Origin of the sequence: Aestuariivirga sp. (assembly GCF_044238155.1) — a bacterium.
Lineage (GTDB): Bacteria > Pseudomonadota > Alphaproteobacteria > Rhizobiales > Aestuariivirgaceae > Aestuariivirga.
Genome location: NZ_JBIIDX010000084.1, coordinates 1 through 15,143, shown reverse-complemented (window position 1 = coordinate 15,143; position 15,143 = coordinate 1). Strand labels below are relative to the sequence as shown.

Genomic DNA, 15,143 nt, shown 5'->3' with positions numbered 1-15,143 from the left:
CTCGTGGCGCAACAGGTGCTGGCGCACGAGCCTGGCATTGGAGCGGTCGCTGGTCTCCGGCACCTGACGTTCATCGACCAGCGTCACGCGAACCTTCCGCCAGTCGATCGGGGCGCGAGACAGCCGCTCGAAGAAGAGAGCAGGCGTGCTGCCGCCCGACACGGCGAGCAGGGCCGTGCCCCTGGCTGCGAGCGCGCGAGCGAGGTCGGCCTCAACGTCCCTGGCCAGCGCGTCCGCCAGCTCCCCGCGGCTGCCGAAGATGCGCTCTTCGGCGATCATAGGTCCTGGTCTTCGTACCAGGTGCGGCCGTCGCGCTCGATCAGCGCCACCGCGGCAGACGGGCCCCAGCTGCCGGCGGTGTAGGGCTTGGGCAGATCAGGAGAGGCAGACCATGACTCGAGCATGGGATCGATCCACGCCCAGGCGGCCTCCACCTCGTCGCGGCGCATGAACAGAGCCTGATTGCCGCGCACCACATCCATGATCAGCCTTTCATAGGCATCCGGGTTGCGCACGTTGAAGGCATCGGCGAAGCTCATGTCGAGCGGCACATGGGAAAGCCGCATGCCGCCCGGCCCAGGATCCTTGATCATCAGCCACAGCTTCACGCCTTCGTCGGGCTGCAGACGGATCACCAGCCTGTTGGGCGCAATCGGCCCGGCGCCGGCGTCGAATACGGAGTGCGGGATAGGCTTGAAGGTGACGACGATCTCCGAGACGCGCGTGGCCAGACGCTTGCCGGTTCGGAGGTAGAAGGGAACCCCGCTCCAGCGCCAGTTGGCGATCTCGGCCTTCAGCGCAACAAAGGTTTCTGTGCGAGAGGCGCTCGAACCGAGCTCCTCTATATAGCCCTTGACCGCACCTCCACCCGCGGCGCCTGCGCGGTATTGCCCACGCACGCTGAGCTGGCCCGCCGCCTCGCCGGTGATCGGCTTCAGTGATTTCAGCACTTTCAGCTTCTCGTCGCGCAACGCATCGGCTTCCGTCGATGTTGGTGGCTCCATCGCCACCAGGCAGAGCAGCTGCAGCATGTGGTTCTGCACCATGTCGCGCAATGCGCCAGCCGTATCGTAGTAGCCGGCGCGGCCTTCGACGCCCAGCGTCTCGGCCACCGTGATCTGAACATGATCGATATGGCCCGAATTCCACACCGGCTCGAACAGTGCATTGGCAAAACGCAACGCCATCAGGTTTTGCACCGTCTCTTTGCCCAGATAATGATCGATGCGGTAAATCTGCGGTTCGGCAAACACCTTGCCGATCGAAGCGTTGAGTGCGCGCGCCGAGGCGCCTGACTTGCCCAGTGGCTTTTCGATCACCACCCGGGTCTTGGGTGTCACGAGCTGACAGGCAGCCAGCCGCTCGCAGATCGGCCCGAACAGGTCGGGCCCAACCGCAAGATAGAAGACGCGAATGCGGTCTGCGCCAGCGGCCAGAATGCGGCCAAGCTCTGCCCAGCCGTTTTCCTCCGCGGCATCGGCCGACACATAGTCGAGACGTCCGAGAAACCGCGCCACCACGTCGGCTGGCCGGTCGTCCGCCGCCACGTGGTCCTCGATGGCCTGGCGTGCGAACGCGATGAACCCATCGTGGCCCAGCGCCCGGCGGGAGCAGCCGATGATGCGGGCGCCCGCCGGGATCTGGCCGTGCAGGTCGCGGTGGAACAGGGCGGGCAGCAACTTGCGTTGAGAAAGGTCGCCCGTGGCGCCGAATACCACGAGGTCGAACAGGTCCACCGGGATGATCCGCGAGGTCATGCGCATGTTTCCGCGATTTTTGATGTGCGCCGCTCAGATAAAGCAATTCATTGGCAAGTCAATGACGGCGGCGCTGCGTAAGCAGCTTGGTTTGTTGCAATTTCCGGGGTCTTGGACAATGCTTGTCAGAGGTGAGGAAAAGAGGGGGTAGGGGCATGATCCTGTGCTGTGGCGAGGCCCTGATCGATTTTCTGCCGCGCAAGACTGCTGAGGGCGGGGTCGCCTACCAGCCATTCTGCGGCGGCTCCGTCTACAACACGGCGATCGCCCTCGGGCGGCTCGGCCAGCCGGTTGGCCTGTTCACCGGCGTCTCGACGGATTTCTTCGGCGACATGCTGCGCGAGGGGCTTGCCGCCAGCCATGTACGGCTGCGTTTCACCAAGGTGTGGGACAGGCCCTCGACGCTGGCCTTCGTCAAGCTGACGGATGGCCATGCCCGCTATTCCTTCTTTGACGAGAATTCGGCTGGCCGCATGCTGACGAGGCGCGATTTGCCCAAGCTTGGACAGCAGGTCGCGGCCCTGCACTTCGGATCCATCAGCCTGATATCTGAACCGGGCGGATCCACGCTCGAGGCCCTGATGAAGCGGGAGTCCGCCAAGCGGGTGATCTCGCTCGATCCCAACATCCGCCCCAGCCAGATCAAGGACCGGCGCAGTCATCTCGCCAGGCTCAGGCGCCTGATCGCCATGACCGACATCCTCAAGCTCTCGGACGAAGATGTGATCTGGATGACGGGCAAGGATGATGCCCGCGTTGCGGCCCGCAAGTGGCTGCGGCTCGGAGCGAAGCTCGTGCTTGTGACCCGCGGTGCCGGCGGCGTCGAGGCCTTCACCCGATCCCTGCATCTTCAACGCCCCGCCGAAAAGGTGAAGGTGGCGGATACCGTGGGTGCGGGTGATACGTTTACGGCTGGGCTCCTCAGTGCCTTGCGCCAGCGCGGTCTCCTTGCCAAGCGGGGCATCGCGGCGATTTCGGAAACGGATCTCGCGGCCGCCCTGGAGTTCGCATCGCGCGCTGCGGCCATCACCTGCTCGCGGCCCGGCGCCGACCCGCCCTGGGCGCGTGAGCTCGCTTGACAATCGCCGCCGCCCGCCTGAGGTGAGCGGCATGGAATTTCCCGTCGACAAGATCGTCCCTGAGCTTGCCGCCGGGCTGGCCGCAGGCTCCTGCGCCGTGCTGGTGGCAGAGCCCGGCGCCGGCAAGACCACCCGCCTGCCTCTTCGGCTTCTTGCCGAGCCCTGGCTCGCAGGCGGCAAGATCCTGATGCTGGAGCCGCGTCGCCTCGCCGCACGCAATGCGGCCCACCGCATGGCCGAGAGCCTTGGCGAGGAGGTGGGCGCGAGCGTGGGCTACACGGTGCGGATGGAGCGGCGCGTGTCTGCCGCGACCCGGATCGAGGTGGTCACCGAGGGCATCCTCACCCGCCGCCTGCAGTCCGATCCAGAGCTCAAGGGCATATCGCTGGTGATCTTCGATGAATTTCACGAGCGCTCGCTTGATGCCGATCTGGGCCTGGCGCTGGCGCTCGACATCCAGCGCGGGCTCAGGCCGGACCTCAGGATCCTCATCATGTCCGCGACGCTCGACACCAGCCGCCTCTCCGCCCATCTGGGTGGCGCGCCGGTGATCGAGGCGCCAGGCCGCGTCTTTCCGGTCGAGACACGCTATCTCGACAAGGCTCAGCGCCAGACGCTGGCGGCGGATGCCGTCCGCGCCGTTCACCGCGCGCTTGCCGAAACCGACAGGAGCATTCTGGTCTTCCTTCCGGGCGAGGCTGAAATCCGCCGCACAGCGGATGCGCTCACTGCCTCTGTCCTTCCCCGCAACAGTATGGTTCGCCCGCTCTATGGCGCGATGAGCTTTGCCGAGCAGGACGCCGCGATCAGGACGGCACCCGCCGGTGAGCGCAAGATCGTGCTGGCCACCACCATCGCCGAAACCAGCCTCACCATCGATGGCATCGGGGCCGTCATCGATGCGGGCTTCAAGCGCGTACCGCGCTTCGATCCCGCCACTGGCATGACCGCGCTCGAGACCATCCGCGTCTCGCTGGCTGCGGCTGACCAGCGTCGCGGCCGGGCTGGCCGCCTGGGGCCCGGCATCGCCTACCGCCTCTGGCCGGAAGCCGAGACGCGCGCCCTCAAGCCCCATGATGACCCGGAAATCCTGGTGGCTGATCTCGCACCGCTCGTGCTGGAGCTGGCTGCCTGGGGCGTGGCTGACCCGCAGGCCCTGGCCTGGCTCGATCCGCCGCCGGCTGCCGCATTCGCCCAGGCGCGTGAGCTGTTGCAACGCCTCGAGGCGCTCGATGCTGAAGGGCGCATGACCGACATGGGCAAGGCCATGGTGCGCCTGCCGCTGCACCCGCGCCTTGCGCACATGGTGATCCGGGCAGGCAGCTTGCGTGCCGCTGAGCTCGCGGCCCTTCTCTCTGAGCGTGACGGCCTGCCGCGCGGCATGGGCGTTGATGTAACCGAGCGTTTCAGCCAGTTGAAGGGAACGGCGCGTGACCGGATCCGCCAGGCGGCCCGCCAGATCCGGCAGATCGCTCGTATCGCCGACGATGGTGAAGTGCTCAGCGATGGTGTGCTTCTGGCCTTCGCCTTCCCCGACCGCATCGCCCAGCGCCGTGGCGGTGATGGGCGTTACCGCCTGTCGGGCGGTGGTGGCGCCGTATTGCCCGAACATGATGGGTTGCGCACGCAGGACTTTCTGGCCGTGGCCACCACCGACGGTGTGGCGGGCGATCAGAAGATATTCCTTGCCGCCGCTCTCACGCCGAGAGAGATCGAAGCGCATTTCGGCGCGCAGATCGAAAGTCGCGACGGCGTCTTCTGGGACAGCCGTGCCAAGGTTGTGAGCGCGGCGAAATCACGCAGGCTCGGTGCGCTGGTTCTGGAGGAAAAGCCCGCCATAAATATCGATCCCGCCCTGATCGCCGATGCGATGCTCGATGGTGTGCGTGACATGGGGCTGTCCTGCCTGCCATGGAGCGAGGGTGCTAAGGCTCTTCGGGCCCGCGTCATGTTTCTCCGCCGCCTTGATCCGGCGGCGGGCTGGCCCGATCTTTCGGATGAGGCCCTGGCCGCATCGCTCGATGAATGGCTCGCTCCCTGGCTTGCGGGCATGAGCCGCAGGGCGCATCTCGAACGCCTCGACATGCATCAGATCATCCAGTCGATGATCCCGCACGCGCTGGCCCGCACGCTCGACACGCTCGCCCCGCCGCGCATCGAAGTGCCTTCTGGTGCCGATGTGCGCATCGACTATGACACCGGGGGCGACCCCGTATTGCGCGTGCGCCTGCAGGAGATGTTCGGGTTGGCCCGCACCCCGGCGATTGCCGGGGGGCGAAGTCCGCTGCGCATCGAACTGCTTTCGCCTGCCGGTCGTCCGCTTGCCGTCACCCAGTCGCTCGAAACCTTCTGGACCAACGGTTATCCTTCGGTCCGCGCCGACATGCGCGGCCGTTACCCGAAACATTCGTGGCCTGAAGACCCGCTCAATACGGCGCCGGTGAAGCCGCGGCGCCTGCGCTGATCACGGATGGGGCATCGAGCCTTGCAGCGGATGCAGTCTGCGCTGCCTTAGACCTCCGGCGAGGCTTGACCTTGCAGGGCCCCGATGTCAAACACCGCGCAATCATGATCGACACCGCTCACATCCGCAATTTCTCCATCATCGCCCATATCGACCACGGCAAGTCGACGCTGGCTGATCGGCTCATTCAGCTTTGCGGTGCGGTGTCTGACCGGGAGATGGTCGACCAGATCCTCGATTCGATGGATATCGAGCGCGAACGCGGCATCACCATCAAGGCCAATACGGTGCGCCTCGACTACACGGCGAGGAACGGCGAAAAATACGTCCTGAACCTGATCGACACGCCCGGCCATGTCGACTTTGCCTATGAAGTCTCGCGCTCGCTCGCCGCCTGCGAGGGTTCACTCCTCGTGGTCGATGCCAGCCAGGGCGTCGAGGCCCAGACGCTCGCCAACGTCTACCAGGCGATCAACAACAATCACGAGATCGTGCCAGTTCTGAACAAGGTCGATCTTCCCGCCGCCGACGCCGAACGCGTGCGCCAGCAGATCGAGGACGTGATCGGCATCGACGCGTCCGACGCAATACCGATTTCCGCCAAGACCGGTGTCGGCGTGCCAGAGGTGCTCGAGGCCATCGTCCACCGCCTTCCCTCGCCAAAGGGCGAACGCAATGCGCCGCTAAAGGCGCTGCTCGTGGACAGCTGGTACGACGCCTATCTGGGCGTCGTGGTTCTGGTGCGCATCGTCGATGGCGTGATGAAGAAGGGCATGAAGGTGCGGCTGGTCTCGACCAATGCCGTCTATCAGCTTGACCGGGTCGGCGTGTCCAGGCCCAAGAAGGAAAATGTCGATGCGCTGGGGCCAGGCGAGATCGGCTTCTTCACCGCCTCGATCAAGCAGGTGGCCGACACCCGGGTGGGTGATACCGTGGTTGAAGAAAAGAACATGGACGTCGTACCGTTGCCTGGGTTCCGCCCGGCGCAGTCGGTGGTGTTTGCCGGCTTCTTTCCGGTCGATGCGGCGCGCTTCGAGGACCTGCGCGACGCCATGGGCAAGCTTCGCCTCAACGATGCCAGCTTCTCCTTCGACATGGAGACCTCGGCGGCGCTTGGCTTCGGCTTTCGCTGCGGATTTCTGGGCCTGTTGCACCTCGAGATCATCCGTGAGCGGATCGAAAGGGAATTCAACGTCGATATCATAACCACTGCGCCCTCCGTCATCTACAAGGTAAATCTTCGTGACGGCAAGCAGATCGAACTGCACAACCCGGTCGACCTGCCTGACCAGACGCTGATCGAGACGATCGAGGAGCCGTGGATCGAGGCAACCATCCTGGTGCCTGATGATTATCTGGGCTCGATCCTCAAGCTCTGCGAGGACCGGCGCGGCCGGCAGAAGCAGCTCACCTATGCCGGAAGCCGCGCGATGGTTGTCTATGAGCTGCCGCTCAATGAAGTCGTGTTCGATTTCTATGACCGGCTCAAGTCGGTGTCGCGCGGCTATGCCTCCTTCGACTACAAGATGATCGGCTACGAGGAAGGTGATCTGGTGCGCCTCGGCATTCTGGTCAATGCCGAGCCGGTCGATGCGCTGGCGATGATCGTGCACCGCGGGCGTGCCGAGCAGCGCGGCCGGGTGATGTGCGAGAAGCTGAAGGACCTCATTCCGCGCCACATGTTCCAGATCCCCATCCAGGCGGCGATCGGCGGCAAGATCGTGGCGCGCGAGACGCTGTCGGCGCTGCGCAAGGACGTGACCGCCAAGTGCTATGGCGGCGACATCAGCCGCAAGCGCAAGCTTCTGGACAAGCAGAAGGAAGGCAAGAAGAAGATGCGGCAGTTCGGCAAGGTGGAAATTCCGCAGGAGGCCTTCATTTCCGCCCTGAAGATGGACGAGAACTGAGACCTGATCCTGCTTGTGCCCTGGCGCGTAGTTTGGAATAATTCTAAAGTCGTCCAAATTGCATTGGGGCCAGTGACTTGAAAAGCTTCTCCGACCTCACCGAACAGGAACTCCTGGCGCTTGCCATTTCGAGCGAGGATGATGACGCGCGCGCCTATGCCGGCTTTGCCAATTCGCTGATGGACACCTATCCGGCCTCCGCCAAGGTGTTCATGGAAATGGCCGAGGAGGAGCATGAGCACCGCCGGTCGCTGACGGAGCTGTATCGCCGCAAGTTTGGCGAGTTCATACCGCTCATCCGGCGCTCCGACATCGAGGGATTCGTGCGCCACAAGCCGGCCTGGACCATCGGCAAGATGAACATCGAGGAAATGCGGCAGCGCGCCGAGGTCATTGAGCTCGAGAACTATCGTTTTTACAAGCAGGCTGCCGAGCGTTCGCAGGACGAGCAGGTGAAGAAGCTGCTGCTCAACCTTGCCGAGGCCGAGAAGAGCCATGAGTCGATCGCCGTCAAGCTGGGGCTGACCCATCTGACGGCTGATGCCAAGCTCGAGGAGGGCGAGGCCAAGCGCCGCCTGTTCCTGCTTCAGGTCATCCAGCCGGGGCTCGTCGGCCTCATGGATGGCTCGGTATCAACCCTCGCGCCGCTGTTTGCGGCCGCCTTCGCCACCGGCAGCACCTGGGAAACCTTCCTGGTGGGCCTTGCCGCCTCGCTGGGGGCGGGCATTTCCATGGGCCTTGCCGAAGGTCTCTCCGATGACGGCAAGCTCACGGGGCGCGGCCACCCGCTGATTCGCGGCCTGGCAGCCGGCATCATGACCACGGTCGGCGGGCTGGGCCATGCGCTGCCCTATCTCATCCCGCATTTCCAGCTGGCCACCTGGATCGCCATCGCCGTCGTGTTCTGTGAGCTCTGGGCCATATCCTGGATTCGCTACAAATACATGGACACGCCCTTCCTCCGGGCTTCGATGCAGGTCGCGGTCGGTGGCTTCCTGGTGTTCCTGACCGGCATACTCATCGGCAGCGCCTGACGGCTCAGGCGAAACGGATAAGCATTGCACCCGCGACGATGAGCGCCGCACCCGCCAGCCGTGCCGGGCTTACCGTTTCCTTCAGAACCCGCGCCGAGAGCAGCATCACCACGAGGATGCTGGTTTCACGCAGCGCGGCAACGCTGGCAATTGGTGCCTGGGTCATGGCCCAGATGGCGATCCAGTAGGCGCCAACCGACAGCGCAGCGCCCGTCACCCCGGTCCTCCAGTAGGGCGCCACCTGACCGACGACGCCGGGCCCGCGCAGGGCCAGCGCCGTTGCGGCGAGGAATACGGCGTCGAAGACAAATACCATGCCGGTGTAGCTTGATGGCTGGCCGGATGCCCGCCCGCCCAGCCCGTCGACGATCGTGTAGGCAGCGATGAACACGGAGGTTCCAATGGCGAAGAACAGCGTCAGTCCGTCGAGCCGCAAGCCACGCCGGCCGATGAGGCTCACGGCCCAGATGCCTGCGACCAGCAAAGCCACGCCAGCCGCACTCATCAGACTGACGTCCTCATGCATGACCGCCCACGTGACGGCGAGCGTCAGCAGTGGTGCAGCGCCGCGTGCAATAGGATAGACCTGGCTCAGATCACCGGTGCGGTAACTGCGGGCGAGAAACAGATTGTAGCCCAGATGCAAGAGGCCCGAGGCGACCGCATAGGGGATGCTGGCGGCAGCGGGCAGGGGGAAGGCCAGCAGCATGAGAAGGCCGGCGCCGCCCATCAGCGTCTGGATCAGCAGCAGCGACAGGAACCGGTCAAGCTCCAGCTTGACCAGCACGTTCCAGCTTGCGTGCATCACGGCCGCGGCGAGCACGGCAAGAAAAACGGTCAGGTCCAAGAGTGCTGCTCCGGCTCGCGGTGCAGTCTAGAACAAGAACCGGAGTGTTTGAACCACCTAAGGCGCAGTTCGATGGGGGCGCTGCCACCGCAATCGACCTTCAGCAGCCCGTGCAGGCGATGGTATTCGATTTGCGCGGCCGCATGGCCATTTGCTCACGAATGTTGATACTTCGAAAGCCGATGATGTTGATTCCCAGAAACTCAACAACGGGGGGTACGTAATTCATGCAGGCAACGGACACGATCACATCCTGGCCATTGTCCACGAGATTGGTAAGCGGCTGTGTCTGGACCGAATCACAGTCTCTTCCGCCGGTCGACATCACCCTCCACTGCGGTGTGGCAGCGATGGTGCCGCCAGTCTTGCGATAGGCGGCGACCTCAAGCCTTACCGTGTTGATCGGTATAGGCCAGATGGCGAGCTCTGCCGCCTGGAAATAATCGGTAATTGAGGCCCTCGTAACGGTGGTGTCGTTGCGCGTCACGAGGTCGCCGACCACAGAACTGGCCGTCACGACCTTGTTCACGTTGGCCACATAATCAGCAATGTTGACGATGCCGAAGAACAGCAGGATCAGGATGGGAAAGGTCAGCGCGGCCTCGATCGCGGCGACGCCCGACTGATCACGCGCCAGGCGTAGCAGACCGGAGGATGGCATTCCCAGGAGAGCTCTCTGCGGCCGGCGCGGGTCTGGGGGTGCTCTGGTAGGGAGGGGGCTCATCAGAAAGGCTCATTCATGAACACGGCGAGGCCATAGATTCGGCGCGAGCCTTCGATGTTGGGCAGATTTCCGAACACGCCCAGAAACGGGAAGACGAACGACCAGTCATAGGTTACAACCAGCCGGCCAGGCCTGTCGCTTCCACCTGGCTGGAAGACTGAGATGTATATGTCGCCCTGGTTTTGTGGTCCGACATTTCTAGGTTCTGTCGCGACTGCTGCCAGGTTCACGAAACTGGTTGAGTTGCGAAGATCGAGGTGGATCGAGGCGGCGCAATCAGGAACCAGCACCACCCTGCTGCACACAACCGATCGGAAGTCGTTTTCGCTCATGGGCGGGACTCTGGCGGCCACACCTCCGGTTCGGATGAGGCGGGCAGTGTTTTCAACCGCATGCTGAAGTTCGAACTGAGCAGTGAGCATCAGGCTCACTTCGATGATGGCACCCAGCAGCATGAGAAGCGGCATGGCCACCAGAGCAAATTCAATCGCGGTGGCGCCGCTTTCCGAACGCCTGAATCTCTTCGGCATGAGGGCTCCTGGATCACGCGCCTGCCAGCGCCAAGCTATCCCTCCCAACTCTACAACAAACAGGCATCAAATTACAATCTATAGTTCATAACTGCCTGTTGGCTTGGCTACGGAGAGCCTCCCGTCTGAGGGGTGCGTGCGAGCAGCAAGTCCTCGCCCAGGGCTTGCGATGTGGCCAGACCCGTCTTGGTGATCAACTGGGTCGAATAATCCTGAAACTGTTCGGAGTTGTCGCCGACGCGCATGACCGGTTCACAGTCATTCACGCAGGCGAAGCTGAAGCGGCCGTCCGGGGTGTAGAGTGCCATTCCCTGATCGTCTGCGTAGACGACGTGGATGAGGTAGTCTGCGACCGTTTCGCCCCGCGCATCGAGCACCGTGATGTTGGTGAGGCCGGGTCCGCGGGCATGCAGGAACAGGGATCTGCCGTCCATCGTTGCGTCTGCAATGCTGGGGTTGCCCACCACCACGGTGGCGGGGACCGCCGCAAGATTGATGATGCGCGACTGGTCTGCGACCAGCGCCAGGCGTTCGCTTCCAGCCAGAGACTGCCCCGTCGCGCACAGACCCATCGACGTGGCAAATACTAGTATTCCGAAGTATTTAATCATGGTGGGATTGCTCCAGATGTGACGCCATGGATCACGGCAGCCGCGATCCGTGCTGGCATATTGTCGAGTGAACGGTGAATCTTCCCTTAAATCATGGCTGGTATGCGGCAGGTGTTGAAAAGTCCAGATGCGCAGTATAAGTTATTGTAAAAACGAGGAAACAAGTATTAAGACAATCCATTTATCGAGCCATGGTCAGGTACAAGTAATACAAAAGCCTATATCAAATAGACTAAATTTAATACTTTAAATTGCAAACAATTTCATTTCGGTTTTCCTATAGTTGTTGTTTAAAAATGCTCGAAAACTGATTAATATAAGTAGTAAATACTGGGATATGATATTTGTTTTTACATGGATATTGGATTTTTTGTTTCAATACGATCTCAGAACTGCAATTCTCTTCAACCAAAGGGCCTCAATCATCTTGACTGCCGATTTACCAGACATTAAATGAAAGGCTCGAAACTACCACTCAAGGTTCTGTTTTTCTCATGATGAGTCCTGAACTGAGTGATTGTGCTGTTAACCCAACGAATGGAGTCTATCCATGAAAACGCTGAAGCATTTCCTGTCCGATGAATCTGGAGCGACTGCCATTGAATATGGCTTGATTGCAACCCTGATCGCGGTTGCGATCATCACATCAGTGACGCTGCTGGGGAATAATCTCAATGCCCAGTTCAGCGCCATTGCCAACGCGATTTAGGCCTGAAATCAAAATCGTTGCCTCGGGTCAGAAAAAGGGGTGCGGGCGAGAGTTCTCCAAGTTGGTTTTGTCCTTTGGGTTGCTCTCTTCCCGCGCCCGTTCTGATATAGAAACATCGGAGTTGTTAGGTCTGCGGAGGCTTGGGGTGCCGGGTTCCGGGAATGGTTGACCCTTTATCGGTTTTTCCTGGGGTGAATGTTGTATTGTTCCCCTTGCTGATGGTCGTTGCAGGTGCGGGTGACGCGCTCAGCATGCGGATCCCGAACCGGCTAATCGTGCTGGTTACAGTTTGGTTTTTTCCATTGGCGATCGGGGCCGGCATGCCGTTGCAGGTGTTTGGTATGCACGTTGCGACTGGCATGGTCGCGTTGTTGTTCGGCTTCCTGCTGTTCGCGGGCCGCGCGATCGGCGGTGGCGATGCCAAGCTCTTTGCCGCGGGATCGCTGTGGTTCGGGTATCCTCAGGTTTTTGACTTCCTGGTCTTCACGACTTTGGCGGGTGGCGTGCTGGCGCTGGCAGTGTCCGGCTGGTCTGTGATGCGCTGGGAGGCAGATCTTCGAGGGCTTCGTCAGCCGGCGCCGTTCGAGCGCATTACGCCGAATGTGCCCTATGGCTTTGCAATAGCCGCCGGGGCCATCCTCGCTTCGCCGTCTGGCTGGTGGATGACGGCCACTGCGAATTAGCGCCGTATAGTTAACACAAATTTATATTTTACACTCCAAAGTCGTTATTTGAAATTCTTTGGACGTGAAGGAATCGGTAGATGAACAGGGGCAGGTTGATCGCGATCGCGGTAGCTCTCGTGGCGGCGCTGCTGGCTGCTTATCTGCTCAGGGGGCTGCTGCGATCAACACCGGCACCGCAGGTTGGCGGAACCACAGCCCCGGTCGTGGTCGAAACCACCCCGATGTCAGAAGTGCTTGTGGCGGCCAAGAACCTGAACATCGGCGAGAAGCTCGGTGGTTTTTCAGTCGAATGGAGGTCGTGGCCGCGCAGCGCCATTGCCCAGGGCATGATCAACCGGGACACTCAGCCCGATGCCATAACGGCGCTTGAGGGAGCGCGTGCCAGACTGCCCATTGTGGTCGGCGAGCCGATTTTTGACGTCAAGATCGTGCAACCCGGCGATCGCGGCTTCATGAGCGCCATTCTGCCTCAGGGAATGCGTGCCGTGGCGATTGGCATCTCCGACCGTACGGCGGCAAGCGGCTTCATCCTGCCCAACGACCGGGTCGACATCATTCTGACGCGGCGCGGTAGCGGGAACTCGGGCGGCAGAGACATCAGCAGCGAAATCGTCCTCTCCAACGTGCGGGTTCTGGCGATCAACCAGGCTCTGCGCGAGCCGGATGGTTCACCCGCCATTGCGGACGGCCGGACGGCCGTTCTGGAACTCGATCCGCAACAGTCCGAGGTGCTGGCCAAGATCGAGTCGTCGGGCGAACTGTCTCTGGCGCTGCGCTCCCTCGCCGAGGAGGGGGATGCCGGCTCGAAGGACGATCGTCCGGTCCTCGCTGACTCCTACCGAACGGGACGGAGCGCGGTGGCTGGCGGTCCGCTGGTTGTCCGCTACGGCCTCGAACGATTGATCACCAACAGGTGAGAAGCAACATCATGACCCACAGATCATTCACCCTCCAATCAAGCCTCGCCAGGCGGCTCATCCGGCTCGGCATGGTGCTTGCCGCGGTCGCCGCCGTCTCAGGCGTGGACCACGTCACGCCGGCTGCACGGGCAGCCGATACAGAGATCGTCGATGCTGCAGGCGCTGTGGAGCAGGGGCGCTCTCTCAGGCTCGGGCTGTCCAAGAGTGCGGTCATCAAGCTTCCGGCCGTCGCCAAGGACGTGATCGTCGGAGATACGACACTCGTGGATGTGATCCTCAAGAACCGCACGACAGCCTATCTCTTCGCCCGTCAGGCTGGCCAGACCAATATCTTCTTTCTCGACGAGGCAGGACGCCAGGTCCTCCAGCTCGATCTTGAGGTGACGCTCGATACCCAGGCACTCAAGGGTCTCCTCGACCGGGCAATCCCCGGCAATGCCATTCAGGTCGACAGCAGCGGCAACAACGTGGTGCTGAAGGGAACGGTGCCGAGTGCAGAGCAGGGCAAGAAGGCACAGGAACTGGCCGAGCGCTTCATGACCAGCAACCAGGGTGAGGCAGACTCGGTCGTCAATCTTCTCAGCATCTCTCAGGGTGACCAGGTGATGCTCAAGGTGCGGGTGGTTGAGCTGAAGCGCACCGTGCTGAAGCAGCTGGGTGTCAACCTCGAAAATGGCCGTCTTTCGATCGGCAATTTCAACTTCGACTTCAACAACACGACAACCCTGTTTGAGGATGCGCATATTCTGAGTGGCACAGCCGCTCTCGCAGGCCCGGTCCTGAGCGTGGATGCAACCATCAAGGCGCTTGAGAGCAGCGGTCTCGCCACCATCCTGGCAGAGCCGGCGCTCACCGCCGTATCGGGTGCGCCTGCCCGGTTCAGGGTCGGAGGAGAATACCCCTATCAGAATTGCGAAGTCGGCACCAATACCATCTGTAACACCGAGTTCCGGAACTATGGCATCTCGCTCGATTTCACCCCGACTGTCCTCTCCGAGGGCCGCATCGCCCTCAATATCCACACCCAGGTCAGCGATCTGGCTCCGAACATCTATGGCGACGAACCCGTGATCGACAGCCGCGAGGCCCAGACCTCGCTCGAGATCCCAAGTGGTGGTTCGATGATGATCGCTGGGCTGATTCGCGACTCATCGCGCCAGCGCCTGGCCGGCACGCCCGGCCTGAGGGCGGTTCCTGTACTGGGCGCCCTGTTCTCCAACCGCGCCGTGGAAAAGAACCAGACAGAGCTGGTCGTCATCGTCACGCCTTACATCGTGGGGCCGACCGGCGAGCGGGAACTCGCAACCCCAACGGATCGCTTCAACGTGGCAACTGACTTGCAGCAAGTTTTTCTGGGCCGCCTGAACCGCGTCTATGGACTGCCCGAAGGTCCGACAACAACCAAGTATCACGGCCAGGTCGGCCATATCGTCGAATGACACCGGAGGCAGCAATGGCATATTTCCTCAGCACCGCGCGACTGGGCCGGCATGGCTTTGCAGCCCTGCTGATTGCTGGCGCCGCTGCCCTCGCTGGCTGTTCCCAGGAACCCACCAGTTTCGACGACGTCTATGTCCCCACAAGCGCTGATGAGCGCTTTCCCATCACGGTTGCCGAGCAGCCGGTCAAGCTAACCGTGTCCTCCGCTTCCGGCAGGCTCGGATCGGCGGAGTCTGACAAGGTCATTGCCCTTGCCTGGCAGGCCAAGCAGCGCGCGATCTCCGGCGTGACGGTTTCCTATCCGCAAGGCAGCCGCCATGGGCGCCTGGTCGCCGGGCAGATCACGGCACTGGTGGCCCAGCAGGGTGTTCCGCGCTCGCGCATCCATACCGCGGCCTACAACGGCAAGTCGGACACGGTCACGATGGCGTTCAT

At 62.1% G+C, this 15,143-nt stretch carries 15 protein-coding genes; 9 read left to right on the top strand and 6 right to left on the bottom strand.

Annotated features, from left to right (window positions below; translation table 11 throughout):
• Positions 1-279 (bottom strand): 6-phosphogluconolactonase (locus tag ACILRN_RS10170; protein ID WP_395687932.1); only part of this gene is annotated, 279 nt, incomplete at its 3' end.
• A complete protein-coding gene (gene zwf, locus ACILRN_RS10165) occupies positions 276-1,757 on the bottom strand; it encodes a glucose-6-phosphate dehydrogenase (RefSeq protein WP_395687930.1) in 1,482 nt (493 codons plus the stop codon). The genes zwf and ACILRN_RS10170, both read right to left, overlap by 4 nt.
• A gap of 155 nt (positions 1,758-1,912) precedes the next feature.
• Here zwf and ACILRN_RS10160 point away from each other — a divergent pair, with 155 nt between their 5' ends.
• The 4 genes from ACILRN_RS10160 to mbfA all read left to right on the top strand — a co-directional run bounded on the left by ACILRN_RS10160 (position 1,913) and on the right by mbfA (position 8,241).
• Complete coding sequence (locus ACILRN_RS10160) at positions 1,913-2,836, top strand: carbohydrate kinase (protein ID WP_395687929.1); 924 nt, start codon at positions 1,913-1,915, stop codon at positions 2,834-2,836.
• A 31-nt stretch (positions 2,837-2,867) separates the two neighbouring features.
• The gene (hrpB, locus tag ACILRN_RS10155; protein WP_395687927.1) at positions 2,868-5,300 is read left to right on the top strand and encodes an ATP-dependent helicase HrpB; all 2,433 of its coding nucleotides are present in this window, start codon (positions 2,868-2,870) and stop codon (positions 5,298-5,300) included.
• A 104-nt stretch (positions 5,301-5,404) separates the two neighbouring features.
• Complete coding sequence (gene lepA / locus ACILRN_RS10150; protein ID WP_395687925.1) at positions 5,405-7,207, top strand: translation elongation factor 4; 1,803 nt, start codon at positions 5,405-5,407, stop codon at positions 7,205-7,207.
• Between the two features lie 77 nt (positions 7,208-7,284).
• Entirely contained in the window at positions 7,285-8,241 is a 957-nt protein-coding gene (gene mbfA / locus ACILRN_RS10145; RefSeq protein WP_395687924.1) for an iron exporter MbfA, read from the top strand.
• Positions 8,242-8,245: 4 nt separating this feature from the next.
• Here the strand turns inward: mbfA and ACILRN_RS10140 are convergent, their stop codons facing one another.
• From ACILRN_RS10140 to ACILRN_RS10125, 4 genes are all read right to left on the bottom strand, one after another.
• Positions 8,246-9,088, bottom strand: coding sequence for an EamA family transporter (locus tag ACILRN_RS10140; protein ID WP_395687923.1), 843 nt, complete (start codon positions 9,086-9,088; stop codon positions 8,246-8,248).
• A gap of 100 nt (positions 9,089-9,188) precedes the next feature.
• Positions 9,189-9,749, bottom strand: a complete 561-nt coding sequence (locus tag ACILRN_RS10135; RefSeq protein ID WP_395687921.1) for a TadE/TadG family type IV pilus assembly protein — start codon at positions 9,747-9,749, stop codon at positions 9,189-9,191.
• Between the two features lie 62 nt (positions 9,750-9,811).
• Positions 9,812-10,342, bottom strand: a complete 531-nt coding sequence (locus tag ACILRN_RS10130; RefSeq protein WP_395687919.1) for a TadE/TadG family type IV pilus assembly protein — start codon at positions 10,340-10,342, stop codon at positions 9,812-9,814.
• 107 nt (positions 10,343-10,449) lie between these two features.
• Positions 10,450-10,953 carry a pilus assembly protein N-terminal domain-containing protein gene (locus tag ACILRN_RS10125; RefSeq protein WP_395687917.1) on the bottom strand — a complete coding sequence of 168 codons (504 nt, stop codon included), beginning with the start codon at positions 10,951-10,953 and terminating at the stop codon, positions 10,450-10,452.
• Positions 10,954-11,503: 550 nt separating this feature from the next.
• Between ACILRN_RS10125 and ACILRN_RS10120 the strand changes: the two genes are divergently transcribed.
• The 5 genes from ACILRN_RS10120 to ACILRN_RS10100 form a co-directional block, all read left to right on the top strand.
• Positions 11,504-11,662, top strand: coding sequence for a Flp family type IVb pilin (locus tag ACILRN_RS10120; protein WP_395687916.1), 159 nt, complete (start codon positions 11,504-11,506; stop codon positions 11,660-11,662).
• Between the two features lie 161 nt (positions 11,663-11,823).
• Positions 11,824-12,345 carry a prepilin peptidase gene (locus ACILRN_RS10115; protein ID WP_395687914.1) on the top strand — a complete coding sequence of 174 codons (522 nt, stop codon included), beginning with the start codon at positions 11,824-11,826 and terminating at the stop codon, positions 12,343-12,345.
• 80 nt (positions 12,346-12,425) lie between these two features.
• Positions 12,426-13,265 (top strand): Flp pilus assembly protein CpaB, encoded by an 840-nt coding sequence (gene cpaB, locus ACILRN_RS10110; protein WP_395687912.1) that lies wholly within the window; start codon positions 12,426-12,428, stop codon positions 13,263-13,265.
• A gap of 11 nt (positions 13,266-13,276) precedes the next feature.
• Positions 13,277-14,707, top strand: coding sequence for a type II and III secretion system protein family protein (locus ACILRN_RS10105; protein WP_395687910.1), 1,431 nt, complete (start codon positions 13,277-13,279; stop codon positions 14,705-14,707).
• Positions 14,708-14,721: 14 nt separating this feature from the next.
• Positions 14,722-15,143, top strand: a 422-nt coding sequence (locus ACILRN_RS10100) for a CpaD family pilus assembly lipoprotein (RefSeq protein ID WP_395687908.1), incomplete at its 3' end; no start/stop codon positions are given.

Bases quoted from the DNA above. Each gene is read 5' to 3' on its own strand.
- zwf (WP_395687930.1), bottom strand. From the start codon at position 1,757: ATGACCTCGCGGATCATCCCGGTGGACCTGTTCGACCTCGTGGTATTC.
- cpaB (WP_395687912.1), top strand. From the start codon at position 12,426: ATGAACAGGGGCAGGTTGATCGCGATCGCGGTAGCTCTCGTGGCGGCG.
- ACILRN_RS10120 (WP_395687916.1), top strand. From the start codon at position 11,504: ATGAAAACGCTGAAGCATTTCCTGTCCGATGAATCTGGAGCGACTGCC.
- hrpB (WP_395687927.1), top strand. From the start codon at position 2,868: ATGGAATTTCCCGTCGACAAGATCGTCCCTGAGCTTGCCGCCGGGCTG.
- ACILRN_RS10105 (WP_395687910.1), top strand. From the start codon at position 13,277: ATGACCCACAGATCATTCACCCTCCAATCAAGCCTCGCCAGGCGGCTC.
- ACILRN_RS10115 (WP_395687914.1), top strand. From the start codon at position 11,824: ATGGTTGACCCTTTATCGGTTTTTCCTGGGGTGAATGTTGTATTGTTC.
- lepA (WP_395687925.1), top strand. From the start codon at position 5,405: ATGATCGACACCGCTCACATCCGCAATTTCTCCATCATCGCCCATATC.
- ACILRN_RS10130 (WP_395687919.1), bottom strand. From the start codon at position 10,342: ATGCCGAAGAGATTCAGGCGTTCGGAAAGCGGCGCCACCGCGATTGAA.
- ACILRN_RS10135 (WP_395687921.1), bottom strand. From the start codon at position 9,749: ATGCCATCCTCCGGTCTGCTACGCCTGGCGCGTGATCAGTCGGGCGTC.
- ACILRN_RS10125 (WP_395687917.1), bottom strand. From the start codon at position 10,953: ATGATTAAATACTTCGGAATACTAGTATTTGCCACGTCGATGGGTCTG.
- ACILRN_RS10160 (WP_395687929.1), top strand. From the start codon at position 1,913: ATGATCCTGTGCTGTGGCGAGGCCCTGATCGATTTTCTGCCGCGCAAG.